The 18,169-nt window shown below is 38.1% G+C and carries 11 protein-coding genes and 1 pseudogene; 5 read left to right on the top strand and 7 right to left on the bottom strand.

The features are described from left to right. Positions 1–77 precede the first annotated feature (77 nt). The 7 genes and pseudogenes from M5121_RS12530 to M5121_RS12495 form a co-directional block, all read right to left on the bottom strand. The gene (locus tag M5121_RS12530; RefSeq protein WP_016165495.1) at positions 78–845 is read right to left on the bottom strand and encodes a hypothetical protein; all 768 of its coding nucleotides are present in this window, start codon (positions 843–845) and stop codon (positions 78–80) included. 13 nt (positions 846–858) lie between these two features. After that, positions 859–954 (bottom strand): TIGR02391 family protein, encoded by a 96-nt coding sequence (locus tag M5121_RS12525; RefSeq protein ID WP_228130596.1) that lies wholly within the window; start codon positions 952–954, stop codon positions 859–861. A 3-nt stretch (positions 955–957) separates the two neighbouring features. After that, positions 958–1,059 (bottom strand): annotated as a pseudogene (locus tag M5121_RS15865) (TIGR02391 family protein); the annotation flags it as partial. Positions 1,060–1,272: 213 nt separating this feature from the next. Beyond that, the gene (gene proA, locus M5121_RS12515; protein ID WP_104442400.1) at positions 1,273–6,429 is read right to left on the bottom strand and encodes an anti-phage protein ProA; all 5,157 of its coding nucleotides are present in this window, start codon (positions 6,427–6,429) and stop codon (positions 1,273–1,275) included. A gap of 454 nt (positions 6,430–6,883) precedes the next feature. Continuing rightward, on the bottom strand, positions 6,884–10,081 hold the full coding sequence (locus tag M5121_RS12505; RefSeq protein WP_039047813.1) for a tyrosine-type recombinase/integrase: 3,198 nt from the start codon (positions 10,079–10,081) through the stop codon (positions 6,884–6,886). Between the two features lie 4 nt (positions 10,082–10,085). Continuing rightward, positions 10,086–12,425 (bottom strand): hypothetical protein, encoded by a 2,340-nt coding sequence (locus tag M5121_RS12500; protein ID WP_249571370.1) that lies wholly within the window; start codon positions 12,423–12,425, stop codon positions 10,086–10,088. A 12-nt stretch (positions 12,426–12,437) separates the two neighbouring features. Beyond that, positions 12,438–12,902: a hypothetical protein gene (locus M5121_RS12495; RefSeq protein WP_242634218.1), complete on the bottom strand. Its 465-nt coding sequence runs from the start codon at positions 12,900–12,902 to the stop codon at positions 12,438–12,440. A gap of 274 nt (positions 12,903–13,176) precedes the next feature. On the opposite strand from M5121_RS12495, the gene M5121_RS12490 reads away from it, so the two are divergent. The 5 genes from M5121_RS12490 (at position 13,177) to M5121_RS12470 (ending at position 17,050) form a co-directional block, all read left to right on the top strand. After that, positions 13,177–13,344 (top strand): YhfG family protein, encoded by a 168-nt coding sequence (locus tag M5121_RS12490; RefSeq protein ID WP_002125865.1) that lies wholly within the window; start codon positions 13,177–13,179, stop codon positions 13,342–13,344. A 12-nt stretch (positions 13,345–13,356) separates the two neighbouring features. Continuing rightward, positions 13,357–13,953, top strand: a complete 597-nt coding sequence (locus M5121_RS12485) for a putative adenosine monophosphate-protein transferase Fic (RefSeq protein WP_004658347.1) — start codon at positions 13,357–13,359, stop codon at positions 13,951–13,953. A 349-nt stretch (positions 13,954–14,302) separates the two neighbouring features. Beyond that, positions 14,303–14,560, top strand: coding sequence for a hypothetical protein (locus M5121_RS12480; protein ID WP_004726728.1), 258 nt, complete (start codon positions 14,303–14,305; stop codon positions 14,558–14,560). 919 nt (positions 14,561–15,479) lie between these two features. Further along, positions 15,480–15,785, top strand: coding sequence for a helix-turn-helix domain-containing protein (locus tag M5121_RS12475; RefSeq protein WP_000366814.1), 306 nt, complete (start codon positions 15,480–15,482; stop codon positions 15,783–15,785). Continuing rightward, complete coding sequence (locus M5121_RS12470) at positions 15,785–17,050, top strand: type II toxin-antitoxin system HipA family toxin (protein WP_249571369.1); 1,266 nt, start codon at positions 15,785–15,787, stop codon at positions 17,048–17,050. The genes M5121_RS12475 and M5121_RS12470 overlap by 1 nt, the downstream gene beginning before the upstream one ends. Positions 17,051–18,169 lie beyond the last annotated feature (1,119 nt).

The following is an 18,169-nucleotide window of genomic DNA, read 5'->3' as shown; positions in this document are numbered from 1 at the left end:
GACCAAGGCAACGGCGACCGTACCCTTCGGGTACTCTAGCTTCTCCGCGAGCAGGTTCATCCAGCGCACCAGCTTGTTCAGCGTCTCATCGTTGGCAATTGCGCGTAGAGGTGGTACAGCAGGTCGTGGAGATAGATGTAGGTCTGCCGGCGTCCTTGCTCGTGGCTCCGCGTGGTTGTGGTCAGTACCCGCTGTGCCCACTCAGGCGTGAGTTCGTCCAGCATCATCTCCGTGATGTCGATGGAGATCAACGGAAATCCGAGCGACTTCCCGATCAGCGCCTTGCGGCCGTCGAAGGCGTGGCTGAGTTCGATTTCAACGCCGCCAAGCACCATCGGCTCGACCTGAACCGGCGGCCCGAGCACGGCAACGTCGAGCCGGAATTTGCTGCCGAATGGCGTCTCCAGAGGATGCTCGGTTGCCACCCGGTCGGCACCCAGCAACAAGTTGCCTTCCAGCGCATAGTCCGACGCATCCGTATCTTTGAACGCCCACGGCATCGCAAGCCCGGCATTCAAGCGTCGGGAGAGTTCGGCAGCGACAAGTTCTTTCGCCTGTCGGTGTTCGGGGCTTTCCTGCACAGCGCGCCACCGGCTGGCTTCTTCATCGTCGAAGTGCGCTTTCGGATTAAAGGTGTGTTGGGCAGGAAGCACGCGGAAGTGGGATCTCCGACGCAACTTCCCGCTCTCAAAGGAGGGGCTGACCCATGTCACCATCTGCCGTGATGCGCCGGGAGACACCAGGGGCCACAGCTTGCGTGCATGTTCCCGGCTGCGAACGTCACGCGCGGCAATCGTAGTCTGGAAAATCCCTTTCCGAGAGAAGACTACGATCGCCTCGTCCATTCTTGTCTTTCCCTTATGGCGATACGGCCGCTAATTTCGTGGTGCCATCCAGCTTGCGGTGAATCAGCGATACCAGCGTCAGGATGTCCAGTGAATCCTGTTCGGACATGGGCTAATTCGCCTTGGGCGCATGAGTCAGCGGATTGCGCACGGCGCCGAACAGGCCGATCAGCAGGTTGGCAAAGCCTTTTTGCTCGCTCTTCTCGGACTCGGTGGTGAGCGGTCCCTAGGATGAATAAAGCGCCAAACGGCGCTTTATTCATTATCAAAATGCACTTAATCTGATGACCCTTAAAAATGCCTGTTCATTGATCTGACTTTTCCCCGTCACATATAGTTCATAGAATTTACGACTCGCATGGACCATGCAACCCAAGTCAATGAGTTGATTTAAAGCATGCTTTTCATCCCTAAGGTTTCAGACAATTTAAGCAACCTGTTGATTAATTTTGATCTCATCCAATTCTTTTACCAATTTAGCTAAGTTCTGCTCTGGATCCAGCCACCAATCAACTGTCCACACTGATAATACCTGCCAGCCTAACCCATTTAATACTGTTGGTCTGAGCTGATCACGGTCTCTTGCTGTAGCTGCTTTAGCGTAGTTTTCACCATCTACTATAATACCTGCAAGATAACTACCTGAATTCAAATTATCCTTAATTGCTATATCTACACAACTATCTCCCTGACCTATACCAAGGTCCACACTCCAGCCTTGTTCTTGCAACTTAGTTTGTAGGTACTGTAGGAATTCTTTTTTAGCCTGCTGTTTACTTTGGTCAGCATAATTTAAATGCAACTGACCACTACGAGCAAAAACTAAGAAGTCTTTTAAATCCCTTACACCCTCACTATTAGTGCGTGCCAAATTAATTTCTTCAGGACTCAAAGCAGAGAAAACATGTAATCCTTGACGAGCGCGAGTAATTGCTACATTTAGACGGCGCTGACCACCTTGACGATTAAGCGCGCCAAAGTTCATAGATAATCGACCATCACGGTCTTCTGCGTAAGTAATTGAGAAAACGATAATATCACGTTCATCTCCTTGCACATTTTCTAAATTCTTAACAAATAAAGGTTCAATGCCTGACTTACTCAATGTCTCTAACTCAGGGTGATTAGCCAATTCATTATCCAGCAAATCTTCAATCAACTTCTGCTGAGTCATATTGAAAGTGACCACACCTAAAGTCAAAGGATTCTCTTGCCCTAACTGTGACTGTAAATGCTGAATAATAAATTCAACAATTGCCTTTGCTTCATTACTATTGGTACGTGTATCACCTTTGTCGTATACACCCTCAACCACATGTAGTTTTACAGCTGTATCCTTAGCAACAGGTGCAGGGAAAGTAAATAAACCACCTTTGTAGTATTTCTGATTACTAAATTGAATGAGACTTTCATAACGACTACGGTAATGCCAATTCAAAGCTAATTCTGGTAACTGAGCAGCAAGACATTCATCCAAAATACTCTCCAGATCTTCAGTCACCTCCTCATCAACCTCTTCTTCAGAATCGCCTTTACCGAAGAAACTGGTTGGTGGCATTTGTTTATTGTCACCCACCACGATTGACTGTTTACCTCTCGCTAATGCACCAATTGCATCCCATACAGGAATCTGTGATGCTTCATCAAAAATTACTACATCAAATTTTGCTTCTGTGTCCAGATATTGGGCAACTGATAATGGACTCATTAATAAACATGGTTTCAAGCCAACTAAAACATCAGGAATTTGACGCATCAACTCTCGTACAGGAATATGACGGCGTTTCTTACCCAACTCTTTGTTAAGAACAGTCCATTGCCCTTTGTAGTGGTTTTGTTCTATAAAAATATTATTCCAACGGTGAATAATTTCCTGACTTGCAGAAAGTTGGTGTTCTTTATCCTGCTGGGCAAAGGACATTATTTTCTGTTCATGTTGTTGGCTGTTAAATTGGTTTAACTCTGGATGCTGACTAAATTGATGCGTAATCCAGTGTCTCGCTAAATTAATATTCAGGCGTTTTAGGGCATCATCCACATTCAATGGGGCATTCAAAAGCTCAAATGCCAATGGTTTTAACCCATGTTGAATCAACTGGCTCTTTATAGCCTGCCAATTTAACCAATGTCTCCAAGATGAACTGTGTTGCTGCAACTGCTGTTGTCTTTCGATAATTTTATTAAAATCAATATCTGAATATGAGGTAATCGCAGTATCACTCTTCAGGACATGATCATTCAGCAATTGCCTAAACGTATTCTCCACCTGAGCGATATTCTGTGTCAGCTCATCCAAAGTATGATTTTTACTAAACTCTACAGCTTTTAATAAAGTTGCTTGATCAGTAATTGACAACGCAACTATCTGCTTAATTTCTTGCCACTGATTGTGAATAGCTTCAAAACTTTGCCATGCGCTATCTTCACCCTGCCAATAAGAACCAAGCTTACTCGCTAACAGTTTTTCACATTCAGTAAATTGTAATTGTTGGCTTTGGATATGCTGCAAGATTGGTAAGTCATGGGCAACTGCCAAAGCTGTTGGGCGTTGAGTTGAGTCTTGATAAGTTTTGACTAAGTTTCTCAGCTGGAATTTAGCAAACCATGAAAATGGGAACATTTTTGATTCTGCTTCACGCCATTTAAAGCCAATTTGACTTAAATCTGCTTGATAAATTTGAGATTGGTATTTCCCTACTAATGAAGAACGCTGTTGCTTAAGATCTTGCGTTAAGTGTTTTGTCTGGGTAATGGTTTTTAAATCGATATCTTTAATCGCATTTAAGAGTTTTAAATCTGTTTGCTGAACCAGATTAGATATTGCTTTAAAAATCGCAACATCCTGATTAACCTGACTCAGATTCTGCTTTTCACTGAATCCAAAAACCTGTTGCCAAGCAGAAATAGACTTTTGTAATTGTTGTATCTGACCTACAAGTTGGTCCTGTAATAGTTGATATTGCTCCTGCCATGCCAGATTCCAGATAGGTTCGGACAAGCCCTCCGCAAATCCATCCAATACGTCTTTAGCATTTTCATTTACTAGCTGACGCAAGCTTACTGCTTGTGTCACCGTCTTATTCAGCAACTCACGCTTTTCTGATGTTAGTGTTGAAATTTCAATCTCAGGAAAACGTAGATGTGGTGTATCCCGATAACAAAGTTCATCACTCATTGCGGCATACAGACTCCAACCGATCGCATGTACGGTATGGAGATTATTTACATGCTGATTCAGTTCATCACGAGACTGGATTAATTTGTCCGACAACTTTTGCCATTCTGTTGTCTTTAGCTGAGCACTTAGAAAATATGGGTCATTGTTCTTCTGTGCTCTTTCCCGCAGTTGATCCAAAACCTGCATTTTCTGCGCTTTGGAAGAATGTAACTGCAAGCACAACTCACTCAAGCCAATCTGTGTCAAACGACGATAGACAACCTCTAAAGCTGCCATCTTTTCAGAAACGAACAACACAGATTTACCATCTGCTAGACACTGTGAAATCATATTTGTAATGGTCTGGGACTTACCTGTCCCAGGAGGGCCAGAAAGTACAAAAGTACGTCCTAATGCGGCGGACATAACTGCTGCTAACTGTGACGAGTCAGATGATAACGGTGTAAATAATTGTTGAGGTTGATATCGTTGGTCTAGTTGAGCGGGTTGCGGAAAATCATCCTGTTTAATGAATGGTTCTCGTGGTGATTCAATCAGATGATTTACTACAGATTGATTTTTAAGTTGATCCATTCGTGTAGACAAATCAAGCCACATTAAATATTTTGAAAATGAGAACTGACCAATGGCAGCCTCAGCTTTAACTTCCCATCCTGGTATATTCACAATAGCCTTACGCACAATATGTAAGACTTGGTTAACATCTATCCCAGAATCATCTGCCGGCAAAGGGTTTAAACCCGAAATATCTAGTTCAAAATCCTGTCTTAATAATTGTAATAAAGTTGAATTAAAGCGAGGCTCATCATCATACATATACAGGCGATAACCTGTTTTAGCGGTCTCGCGGGTGATCTGCACAGGAATAAGTAGTAGTGGCGCTTTAAAAGTGCGTTTTGAACGCTCTGACTCTTTCCATTCCAGAAAGCCAATAGCAAGAAATAGTGTATTCGCTCCTCCCTCTTCTAAAGCAGTACGTGAGGCACGGTAAACCTCAATTAGGCGCTTTTCCAGTAAGGGTGTATCAAGTGGACTAAACAATAGTTTTCTGGACAGGCTATCATCAACATATTGATTGATATGTTGGCTTTCATTGTCACGCTGGACATCTTTTAGCGAGATGCTATCAATCCCCTTAAATAAGAAACCCTCTTGGTTCGCCAATGCATCTTCAAGTTTCCCCAGTGTTAACTCAGAACATTGTAAGGGTATGCTGTAACGATTGTCCTTAAAGTTTAAGAGCTTGTTACGGAGACTTAGATCAAGCAAACGGCGCAACCAGCGGTCAACCCGCGTGGCTTTACTTTCTACAGGACGTTCAACATCATATACAGGAATAGATGCAGGCGCCCATTCAATTTCTGTTTCATCCAGATGATTTTTCTTATCCTGATATGAGGAAATTGGTTTAATGCCACGCAACCGGGACTGGCGAACATCAATCGCAAGATAGAACTTATGCTGGCGGGATTCATCTTTAATGTACTGTTTTGCTGTTTCAAGTGCGGATGCAAACTTTACTTGTTGTGTGAGCAGCGTTGTTTCTATAAAAACAACTTCACCCAAATCATAACGCTTTCTTAATGCTTGAATATCATCAATGATCAAGTCAACATTTGGCGTCTCATTTAACCAAACCCCAAGATACGAATGTCCTTCTTCAATAATAAGTAAAGTATCTAAGCCTATTTGTTCAGCCAAGGCACTTAAAAGTATTGTCGTGTCTAAACAACATGCTAACTTCTCGTCAAAAATCTGCTTTGCCAAACGTATTCTTTGGCCCGATTTAACAAAGCTTGCTGGGTTAACAATATAATGAATATCTTGTTGTAATAAAGACTCCCATAAGGCATTCAGTTGAGATAGCACAGAATCTCTATCTCGCTCTTGATAACCACTTAATGAACCTAGTTCTTTTGCTTTTAAAATTTCACTGGCCTTAACCAAAATTGGGCTGAGTGCTGAAGCATTGGGTTGTGAAAAACTCGCCAATAATTCTATGGGTTGGCGTTCCCCACCCCAAGTATCAATGGTTAATAAATCAATCTCTGCCCGCTGCTCTGCCAGTATCTCTTCCTTTTCATTCAACCAAAGGATTTCAATACTGCCTTTAAGATTCTCAGGTAACTCCTGCAATAGTTTGATATCAAAAACTAATTTTGGCTTATCAAGAGCCAAGAATTGATTGCCTTCCAAGTTCGCAATATTGATAGTGTGTTCTTTGAAATAATCAGGATTAGAACGAATAACGATTCGAGAACCAGAAATCGTTTCAGTTGAAGAGATTAGGATTTGTCGAATCAGAGGAACTGAATTTTGCTGTAAAACAAAATTCAAAGCTGAAGCACAATCAACCTGCAATGAATATTTTGGATCAAGTTGTTGGTTATTTTCATCTTCTAGCATTATTATCCCCTTTGCAATTTAATCAAACCGAATTAATGGCATGCTTAAAATGCTAAAATCACAATTTTAAATAGTTGATATCTTGTTTTAAAATTATACGAATAACAATAGTTCTCTTACACAAATCATTTCTTTCTCAATTCTATATTGTAAATTCCAACAATTAAAAGAAATCCCATACGCAGTCTTTTACCTCGATTTCGGTAACGCTCGGCTTTGTTGCCCAAAGATTTGAAGATTAAATTTGCCCAAGCTGCCTCAGAATAAGCTTAATTTGATCCCTGTTTATCTTGTGGTTGAGCTTACCCTATCGATATGTTTCCTCGATTGATCAAGGATTTATTGTAAGAGCACCAATTCGTTGTACGGTAGACTTAAGGTATAGGCTTGAGCAAAAAAGCCGTTTACTTATGACCAAAGAAATTTTTAAACAATACCTTTTAGTTAGCTTAGGCTATTTAATCCAAAGCTCATCTTCCTGCATGATTTTTAACATTAGATTAAATAAAACCAGAACTGTCACATTTTTATTAGAGTCTATTCTTTGAAAACTGAATTGAACTCTTCGCTCAGGTGCATTCATATTAACTGGATAATTTTGTATACCTAAATTTAGCTCTTCTCCTAATATTGGCTTCATTCCAGCAATAAAACTTCTAATTCGTTGCTCATCGTCTTGATCTCGACATACAAAATGCAAAAAATTCTTACGTAACTTACCAAAGTGTAATAATATTTTTAGAGCATCAATCTTGTTCTTTCTTTGATATATGTCAGGCCTATTCTCTTCTTGATCGTACAAATCAAGGAAGGTATTGCGTTCATTAGAACGAGACAATTTCCTGGCTTTATTGTGAAGATCCTCAAACCAACCTTCATCTATAATCTCTCCCTCAATATTTTCAACTTTTAAGTTAAATTTTTGGGGGCTCATCCATTTAGTGCACATCAATTGACATCGCTGCAGCCATACTTGAGCTTGGGGATCTTTGCTACGGGCATCTCTAAAATTTATCAAACGTTGATAAGGTGTCAGAGTACTATTCTCGATACTAAACTTCTTCTCTTGTTGGCCAACCATTGTGAATGGCTGTGTTTGCTGATGATAAGAATCAAACCATTTCTGCTGCTGAGTATAACGATTTAAGTTTATGTACTCTGTACTTGACTTCACTGGACCAAAACACTGTTCTAATACTTTTTTTGAAATGATACACGGCAAATTATAAATTCGATCGACTGCTAATAAATCCAAAACATGAAGGTAATTTGAAGCCGTCTGTTCAATACTGCTATGCCCGATCCATGCTGCAAGCACCTGCCACTTATGTTGGATGATTTCTTCATCAGCCCGTGCTTTTACACCGAACAATAAATCCCGCATCTTTTTTGCTTTTCCCCAACCGCAATCAGTATACGTATGGACCATTTCTTTTGACCCAAGCAACGTTATTGCGAGATAGTTCGCTGCACTATGACGCAGTGTGTGAAAACTAAATCCATGGTGTATACCTAATATTCGATTAAACAAATCTACTGTAATTTTACTAATACAATGATCAGTTAATACACGTTGATTCACACTAAAAAGTAGGTCATCTTGATAATCAGTCATATACTGCTTATATCGATGTTGGATGTAATGTTGTACTACTAAAAATTCATGATCTGACAAGGCAATTTTCAAGGGTATTTGACGATTTGCGCTTTGCGACTTCAAACGTCGATATGAATTGTCTCGGATATGAAGCGTTATATTATTAAAAATTGAACTTTTACCATCCTTAAAGAGTAATTCTGGGCAGATAACATCTTGTATTTTAAGACAACGGACTTCATTTAATCGAAGTCCAGTTCTATAACTCAATAAATACATCAACTTTAAACAACTTAGATGATCCCCCCATTCTGATGCCGTAGGTTCTTGGCTTAAGCTTTCTAATTGTTCCAGCAGCTTGCCAAATAACGAAGGACTCACTAAGCGTGCATTGCAAATTTGTAAATGTTTAAAATTTGAATTCTGTAATACCAATACCTCTGGCGCATCATAGTGCTCTTGGCAAAATTTATGAAAATCTTTCAGACGCCCAAAACGGTATTGTGCGGTTTGATGCATTTTCTTAGAGGTTTTTCCTTTCACTGATTCACGTTGAGTTGCTTTTTCATCACGCTCACTACTGTAGTTCAAGAGCTGCCGATACAAATCTTCATAATCATCACTAGATTGTTGCTTTAAATCTAATTTATTGAGCCAAATTTCAAATATAAATTCTTTACCAAAAGATCCTAAATAGCTTTCAATGGTTGATAATTGAAGTCCTTTATTTTTCAAATGTAATAACCATTGAATTAAGCGTAGTTGCGCCTCGATTAAAAATAGTTCATCAGTATTAGCATCATGCATCTTCTGCTCTAGAGCACTCTGGGTTTCTTTCCAATGACGAATCGTACGCTCTTCTCTGTTCTTCTTTTTATCTAAACGTTCAACTTTTTTAGCTCTACTCTTTTTTTGATCAAACAACATCAACTCGTACGGAATCGTTTGTAATTTACGATGAACTGTAGGAACTTCAATATGTAACTGCTCTTGCTCAAATTGAATAGTTTGATTGACTGGTTCAACGACTTGATCACGCTTGTGACTCCACAGCAAGCTTGATTCAGATGGTCTTAAAGAAACAGTATGAATCTCTTGTTGTAGTACATTACTCAAAAAAACATCTAAACTAAGTTTGGGATTAAATTCAAGTACCATCTGCACATCATTAAATGCACGAAATCCACGGCGTTTAATTTGATATTTTAGATCGCTCAAACTTTTTTTCGAACCAATTTTGCTTAGGCTTTCCAAAATACAGGCTTGTATAGATACTTGCAGACGATATACTTTATGAGTCTCTTTCAATTTTTTCAAATATTGCAAAATTAACTGAGCATATGGATTTAAAAAGACATGCCTCCACTGGTATAACTTTCTCTGTTCTACGTCATTACCATATTGGGAGTTTTCAACACGATAATGCAATAACAATGGATTCGTGATCCTTTTGTAGCCGGAATGATATAAATGTAAACAATTCAAATCTGTATCAAGTTCTATGGCATCCTGCAATTGCTTCTGGATGGCAATCAGATGCTGTTCGTCTGAACAGCCTGAAATATAGATCAAACTTAAGCATAAATTCCCCCATAAACTTTGAGAATCATCCCAATATTCAAGTGATTCTTTCCAATATTGTTTCAACTCATTAAGTACCTGAGCATGTAACTGCCCCTGTTTTAACCGGGACTCCGTACTTTCAATTTTTCGAGGAAGCACAATACGCTTTGTATTTGGAATTAGCTTTATTTTGTATGGTTTTCCATTTAGCTGTGTAAGGTTGAATTGCTTCCTTCTTTTCTTAAATTCATTTTCAGTAAATTGCATCAGCTTGGATTGTTCAGCTCGGCTCAATTTACGACTCAAATATTCAACTCCATCTTTAAGATCATGCCATTTTTCCTTGACCTGCTGATCAATTTTTTGCTGCATATCTTGTGGCAGTACTTCAGGTGAAAAAGGCTGTCTATCTAGCCACTTCTGCACCAAATTCCCCATATCAACAAATAGTTTATCTAGTCGCGGTTTTATTAGTTCTTCAAATTCTTGCATACAACTATTTTCGCTCTAAGTGTTGAATTGATAGAGATTTAATATTCTCTAGAAGCTGCTGACGTACTTGTTGCACATATACATTCGGAATAACGGAAGAATGAGGATGAAACGCCTCGCGGTCGCGTTGGTCATGACCATAAAGGGCCTGAATTAAATTAAATGCTAATGATGGTTTACCCTCTTGCTGCTCATGCATCAAAAAATTCATATCAAAATGGCGTAACCAATTTGAATACATATTTCTGGGAAAAATCTCTCGCATATAGGCATTTACCCAGCTCCTTGATAACGGGATTAACTTAATTTTTTTACTCTGCCACTCTTTGACAGTCATCGGAAGGCTCTCGTTACTAACTAGGACCATTCCAAAAAGATCATTTATAGTAATTTTCTTCTTTACAAAGACTTGTCTAAAAAATAAACCGTATGCTTCAATAATTTGTTCTAAAAAAGTAGTGTAATTTTGCAATGCTTTGATGAAAAAATCAGATAATGGGATAAAGCGACCATCCTTTCTTGCCTTACTATTTTTCTTATCATTCACATATAAAAGCTTGAGTTCAAAACAGTAATCATCCAATTGACCCAACAGACTTTCTTTAGGTCGATTTGTTAAACACAACAAACTAACATGCCACATCCAGCAGGCATATGCATTCAGTTGATTAATGATATGTTTATGTTTTTGAATATTCTCTTCACAGTGCTTATGTAAGTAATTAAATTGCTCTTGTACGAAATTTGGTGCAAGTGCAAGTTGGCTCCCTATCCGACCTATAGATAAAGCAGATCTAATTTTAAATTTTTGTTGCAATATATTAAGTTCTGCTGTGTCTTCATCAAATTGAGCAGAATGCGGTGTAAGCACTGTTTCTAAATAGCAAAGATATGTAGTATCCAGTTGAGCCTTTGGAAGCCCGCCATAAAAAATACCGGGCATATGATGCTGACTATCCCGGCCCGCGATCACATGTGCAAGATATTCATTAAATGTTTCATAACATATATGAAAATATAATTGTGCTTGAAGTTTTTCAACGGTGATCAAACCTACAAACTGATTATCAAGCCATTTCTTAAGCTTGGTATTAATATAAGCTGAAGATATAGATGGATTATCTCCTTGCTCGATGTAGTCAAACCATGCCGCAGGTAGATGTAGTTGATGCGACATCTCTTCATTCCATCGCACATGATTAAGACGCTGTATTTTCTGCTCTGAAATTTTTAAATCTAAATTGAGTAAATATTCCCGTCGTTTTCGTGAACCTTTTTGGATCAAAATTCCATCTTGAATAAGCTCGTTAAAATTCATCAGTGCAACGGGTGATAATCCTGTCAACAGTGATAATAAACATGCAGCAGCTATTGCAGCATCTTTCCAGTTTCCAAATAATTCGGCTCTTAGTACATATACAACTTGCTTCAGTACGTCCGGCGCTAAATAATGAGGATTTGTAATAAATGGAGCATGCCGGCGTTGGCGATGACGCGTGTAATGCGCAACATAATCACTAATTATATGATTAAATTGTTTAGTCTTTTCATCTTCTGAATATAACTCTACTTCAGCGTCTGCAAGCTCAATTTCACCATCTTCATCTTTGTGAAGAGAGGCATCATGAAAACTGATTTTTGCGTTATATCCGACATCTTCTTGCTTACCTGATTTTATTTCACGAAATATTCTGACTTCGTTTTTAGTTGGCCATTGTAAAGCTTTCCGTTCTTTTGACTTACGTTGACGAAGAACAACACTACGATCATCTAGTCGTATAAATATGATCAATAGTGCCGATAAATATTCAATTACTTTTATTTCTTGAAAATCATTAATATTAAAAAGTTGATTACGATCCTCGTTTTTCAAGCTACGTTCGTACATGACATAACGATTTAATAGCTTACTGCATTCTTCAAATAATTCAGCATTACTAGAATGCAGCACATATCGTGATACATAACGCAAGAGATCACAGACCTGTTTTTTCTTATTCTCACCTTTAGGAATTTTTGAAAAATCTTGGTAATGTCGATAAGTTAAAAAACTTGCTTGCAGAATCAGATAACGTTGAGACGTTAAATTTTGCGTATTACTAGTATCAGGAGATGCAAAATAACTTAAACAAGCTAGCAAATAATAATTACCAATTTGCCTCGTACTAGATATATAGCCGTATATCTGTTGCGCCTTCTCATATAGCGCATGAACTTTTTCATACAAATCATCTGATAGATCGAGAAATTGTGTATTCACAACTTCATCACGTAGCAGACAATAATCTTGTTGAAATTCTTCTGCTAACTCTAAAAATCGCTTTTCTCGTTCAGTCATTTGCATATTCATTTTCAATTAAATTTTTATCGAGTTGTATGTGTAAAATTCATTTAAATCCGCACAATTTGGTATGAGTTGATCTTTTATTGAATTTTTTGTCAGCTTAAAAAATCGAGCAAAAAATTTAGCATCCAGCTCTTTCTGAGCTTTCCTTTCAAAGCACAAGTGTTGCTGTGATTTTTCGATAAAATCATCAAGATTATGTATCAACTGTAAGATTGCAACATAATTAGAATGCACACGTAAGCCAGGCTCCGTTTGCATCAATAGCAAGATTTTTTGCCAAATTTTGACGTAGATTGCTTTGAACTTTGCTTGTACTACGGCTTTCTGACTCTGTTTAATCTTTTTGATTTTCAGTAATTCTGAGTTGATTTTTACTATCTCAAGTTGAACATTTTTTCGACCAAAGCAAAAGGGCATGATAAATTGCCCCATAAAAATCTCTATATTTTTTACTAAATAGTCAAATTTTAACATTTTTATCGATATAAAAAATGAGCATATCTTTGTATATTAAAATTCATTTAATTTATCAACTAAATTTTCTCAAAATTACAATTATCAACAAATACATATGGTTTACTTATCATGGGTGGTCTAAATTTTAAAAATTCTTCCACTTTTTTTTAGTTTTCTGTTATTACATGAAACAATACCGTTGTATTACATTTTGAAATGCTGTGTATGCAGCATTGATCAAAAAGATTCTCTGCTATACTTACTTCACGTGTAGCATCAATGGAGTTTCGAAATGCTCAGAACCACTGAACAGAAAAAAAAATATATTCAAGCGACACGTGCGCAAAACTATCAAGCCAGCCTAAAGCTTGAAGGCATTACAACGACAGCTCAAACAACTCAACAAAGTAAAGCTGAAATCTTGCAAAAATATAAGAAGTATTCGCAACCCGAAACTTAGTCAGGTGCATGTATGGATAAATATGGGGAAATGGGTGACAGCCTGTATTGTTACCCTGGCACAAATATCCTAAAGAACAAACTCAATATTCATGATGAACAAATTTTAGAACAAGCTGAACTAGAACTGTCTGGATTGGCAAGTAACTTAATTGAATATGCTGAACCACCTTACGACTTACAATACTTAAAATCAATTCATGCGCAGCTCTTTGGCGACTTATACGACTGGGCAGGAAAGTTAAGACAAATCGATATTTCCAAAGGTGACACCCGTTTTTGTAATTTTTCCCGTATTGAAATTGAAACCAATAAACTACTCAAACCGCTTCAAGAAAAAAAATACTTTCAAGGCTTAGCACCACAACAACTGATTCCTCAACTTGCCGACTTGTATTGTGAGCTTAATGTCATACACCCATTCCGTGAAGGTAATGGACGTACACAACGGATTTTCTTTGAGCATCTGATTGCTCATTGTGGTTATGGTATTGATTGGTCTCGCATTGACTCTCAACAACAATGGATTCAAGCCAATATTGAAGGTTTTTATGGTAATTTAAATCCATTAATTAAGATTTTTGAAATATGCTTTATTCAAAATACCTAAAATTTAAGTAGTCGAAGCCCACAATCCTTAATGAGCCATCATCTTTGCTTCAATCCACTGATTAATTTCCCAAATAAACCAACAATCACGATTCTTAGAAATCTTAATACTCTTCGGGTAATTTAGGATCGTAATATTCAGATTACTTATCCAGAATTGAATAGATCGTTAACTTAGATAGACTTTTAAGCAATGTAACTTGCCGCATGTTTATCAACATATGTCTCAAAAAAGTCTGCCCATACATAGATTTATGGCGTTTAGTGCTTAAATTTCAGATTAATCTTCGTCTGATGACCTGAATGGATGTTACAGATTACATGCAGGTGAATTACTCTGTGGCTGTATCATGGCTTTTGTGCAATCCAATCCATTTGATCCGAATGTTCTCTTTTGCAATAAAGCAGCCTCTTCTGCTTTTCCTGAACCAACGAACTATGTCATTGATTTGATTCAACCGACAACAGTGATGCTGAATCAAATCTCCAAAGAAGGGATTAAATGCAAGAAATGTGGTAAGAAAAAGATAGGGGATGGAAGTTATTATCCGTCTAATTGGAACCAGCCCATGAGTCGAGATCAGTTGAGTAAGAATCATTTTAAATGAATAAGAGAAGGATGGCTTACCTCACTTCTCCGAATAACAATGCTATGCTTTTCAACCAAGGTTATAAATTGGCAACTACATTTCATTCTTCTTCATGCTGGTCCTATAGCCTGTAGACAATTACTACATCATTTGCATTCAATGCTCAATACAGCCTGTCAGCAGAACCGCAGCGATACTTTTTTTCGTGCATACATGTAGTGTTTAAATCCATTCATTTTTCAATGATCCTCTGCCGTTTATCACATTTATGGTCGATCTTTAACCTTGTGAAAAATGCACATACCGATCCCTTCAAACTGTCAAATTTATGTATGCATGACATTTAAAGAAAATTATCTGATCAATTTTTTTAGGTAAAATTCATCAAGAAAAAGTTATTATTACTCATAACATCACCAATAACCACATAAAAACAATAATTTAATAAATTATTCTTCCAATTTTTTTATATTTAGTGTTATTACCTCTAAATCCATGTTTACCACCTTCTATTACATAAGTAATTTAGAAGTATCCACGATATAAATTGCTTGCCCTCACACCTCTCCCCTCTCACGCCCAAAAAATTTATACTGAAAGGCAGATTAAGCCCGTTCGAGTTACATATAGCCGCATGCTATATTGAAAGCATTAAGAAAATATCCTCAATATTTATAGGATTTTTAAAGTATGAACTAATTTTCGAAGAACCCTTTCTAAGTAATGTGACCTATTAGGAAAAATGAAAATACTGAAATCTCCGTATCAACAATCAGTCAAAGTACATCCTGATGATTTTCTGTAACCGATACCCAAGGACTATACCTACCCTTCTGATGTGCTGTGCAACAAAGCCCTCCTTAGCCACACTATAGCTATAGATTAATTCCATTATTTTGTGATTTAATTAAATTATTCATTCTTAAGACCCAATTTAATGGATTTATATTTCACTAAACCAGAAGAAGTTGTGACTCTTTTAGGTGAGCGTTTACGTAAGCAACGACTCTTTCTGGAGATGTCTCAAGCTGAGGTAGCAGCACGCGCTGGTGTCGGCGTGAATACAGTTTCGAATCTTGAAGCGGGACGAAATGTATCTGTTGAAAATTTAGTCCGTATTGCAATGGTCTTGGGTCGATTAAACGAACTTCAGGAACTATTTAAACCTCAGCTTAACAGTGTGAATGACATTCTTCGCTATGAGAGTCAAAGTAAGCGCCACCGTATTAAGAGGAAGGGATAATGCTCAATAGACTTAATGTTTATTACAACGGTTGGGGCGAATCATGGTTATGGGGAACGCTGATTAGTTCAACAGCCACGACAGGTAGACCCACCATTGCTTTTGAATATAGTCCAGAAGCAATACAGCAAGGTGTTGAGCTCTCTTCTTACTTGCTGCCTTTAAAAGGTCTACCATTCAGACAAGGTTTTCCTACTCATCAAATGGGACTCCCAGGTCCAGTCTATGACGCTTTACCAGATGGTTGGGGCATGATGTTGATGGATCGATATTTCAAAAAAATTGGCTTAAATTCAGCACGAATTGGACCTTTGGAGCATCTGACCTATATTAGTAGTCACGCAATGGGTGCCCTCTCCTTTGAACCTTGTGTTGCTGACATGCAAACCTCAGAAAATATCCCTTTACAACAACTGGCCCAGGAAGTTCAAGAAGTACTCAAAGGTGAAGGTGGTGAATTTCTACAGCATTTATTGGTCATGGGTGGCTCCCCTCAAGGTGCCAGACCAAAAGCGTTGGTTTACCGAGATCCTGTCAATTTAGAGTTTTCGACTCAAGATTCTGATCAACATGAAGCCTGGCTGATTAAGTTTCCTGCTCAGCAAGAGCATCCTGAAGTCTGCGCCATTGAAGCCGTCTATGCAGAATCTTTGCGACTTTGTGCAATTGAGACTCCAGATACCCATTTCTTTAATTTGCCCAATGGTTTAACGGCTTTTGCTTCTAAACGATTCGATCGTCAAAATGGTATGCGGATTCCAATGCAGAGTTTGGCTGCATATACAGGAGCAGACTATAAAGTTCCAGGTAGCCTAGACTATCGCAATTTTCTCCGGGCAACCTTGATGTGTACGCAAGATGTACGAGAAAGATTGCATGCTTTTAAACGTGCTGTGTTTAATGTGCTTTTCAATAATCGGGATGACCATACTAAGAACTTTTCATTTCTCATGGAGAAAAATGGTCAATGGAAATTGGCTCCAGCCTATGATGTGACCTTCTGCGAGGGTCCAGGTGGTTATCATCAAATGGACATTATGGGAGAAGCGCTCAATATTTCCCGAAATGACATACATAAACTCGGTACTTCAGAAGCTAATCTGACTACTCTAGAAGTCGATGAGATCATCTTGACCATGCGTGAAATTGCACTTCAATTTAGTCAAATTGCGCAGCGCCTGTATCCCCATCAAATTCGAGAATCTACCCTACAGATGATTCAATCACGGATTCAACAGAATATTGATTTTTTAACTGAAACCTAAGCGTAAATATAAACTAAGCGCCAACCATCAACTGCAAATAGACTTTGATATAGTTAGTCGCTACATAATCTGTAGAACCTGTGAATTAGCTCTCTTTATAATCACGAATATTAGATGGATCACCGCCAAGATATATTCTGCAAACGTGAAATCACTACATCCAGATCGAAAATCACTAAGAAAAAACTGTCACCAAAAAAAGGTCTGCACTATGGATAGATGCAGACCAAACTCTGGATAACTACCAGCACGAGAAATATGTCGCAATTTTGCATAGACATGAATTTGATAAAATCAGCCCAGAAAGCCAGAAATTCATAAAAACTATTTCATCAATCCCCTATAACTTAATCACGTTCATGGTCGATCTTAAATCTTGTGAAAAGTACTCATGCTGACCTAACCAAACTGTAAAACTCATGTATTCATAGCCTTTAAATGAATCTTTCAATCGGTATATTTAAGGTAAAAACTAGTAATCAGAAGTTATTATCACCCCCATATAAAACAAGGATCAACTTAAAAACAATAACTTAGTAAATTATTCTTCCATTTTTTTTATATTTAGTGTTATCTCATTCACTTGGCTCTGAAAGTTTCTCGCACTGAGTTTATATGCGGACCAATTCGTTGTACGGTAGATTTTAGTTGCTGGCTTCTTCATTCGGAAATTATATTGCTGAATCAGACCTTACAAACAGCTTTGTGCAACAAAGCCGTCTTTAAGTACTTTTTTTAAAGGAAAAATCATCGACTTAAATCTATATTTCCAACAGTGCCACTTTTATCGCTTTAGCACCTCAACTTATTTAAGTGGCGTAACTTACATAACTTATGCATCCCATTTAAGTGACCTCAGTTATAGTATTCCGTGTCAGGAATTTGTCCACTTATTCCAATGATGATGAGAACTGCAGCATTGACTTAGATCGCCAGTGCTCAGTACTGACCATCATGTAGCTTTTATCGCTTTAGCGCCTTAACTTATTTAAGTGGCGTAACTTACACAACTTATGCATCCTATTTTGGTGACCTCAGTTATAGTATTCCGTGTCAGGAATCTGTCTACTTATCAGCGTCCGCGGAACTGCAGGATTTCTGCTTTGTTGTTCGCAACGA

It is taken from the genome of Acinetobacter sp. ANC5681 (assembly GCF_023488045.1).
Lineage (GTDB): Bacteria > Pseudomonadota > Gammaproteobacteria > Pseudomonadales > Moraxellaceae > Acinetobacter.
The sequence above is the reverse complement of the archived record's forward strand: the minus strand, read 5'-3'. Positions and strand labels throughout refer to the sequence as shown.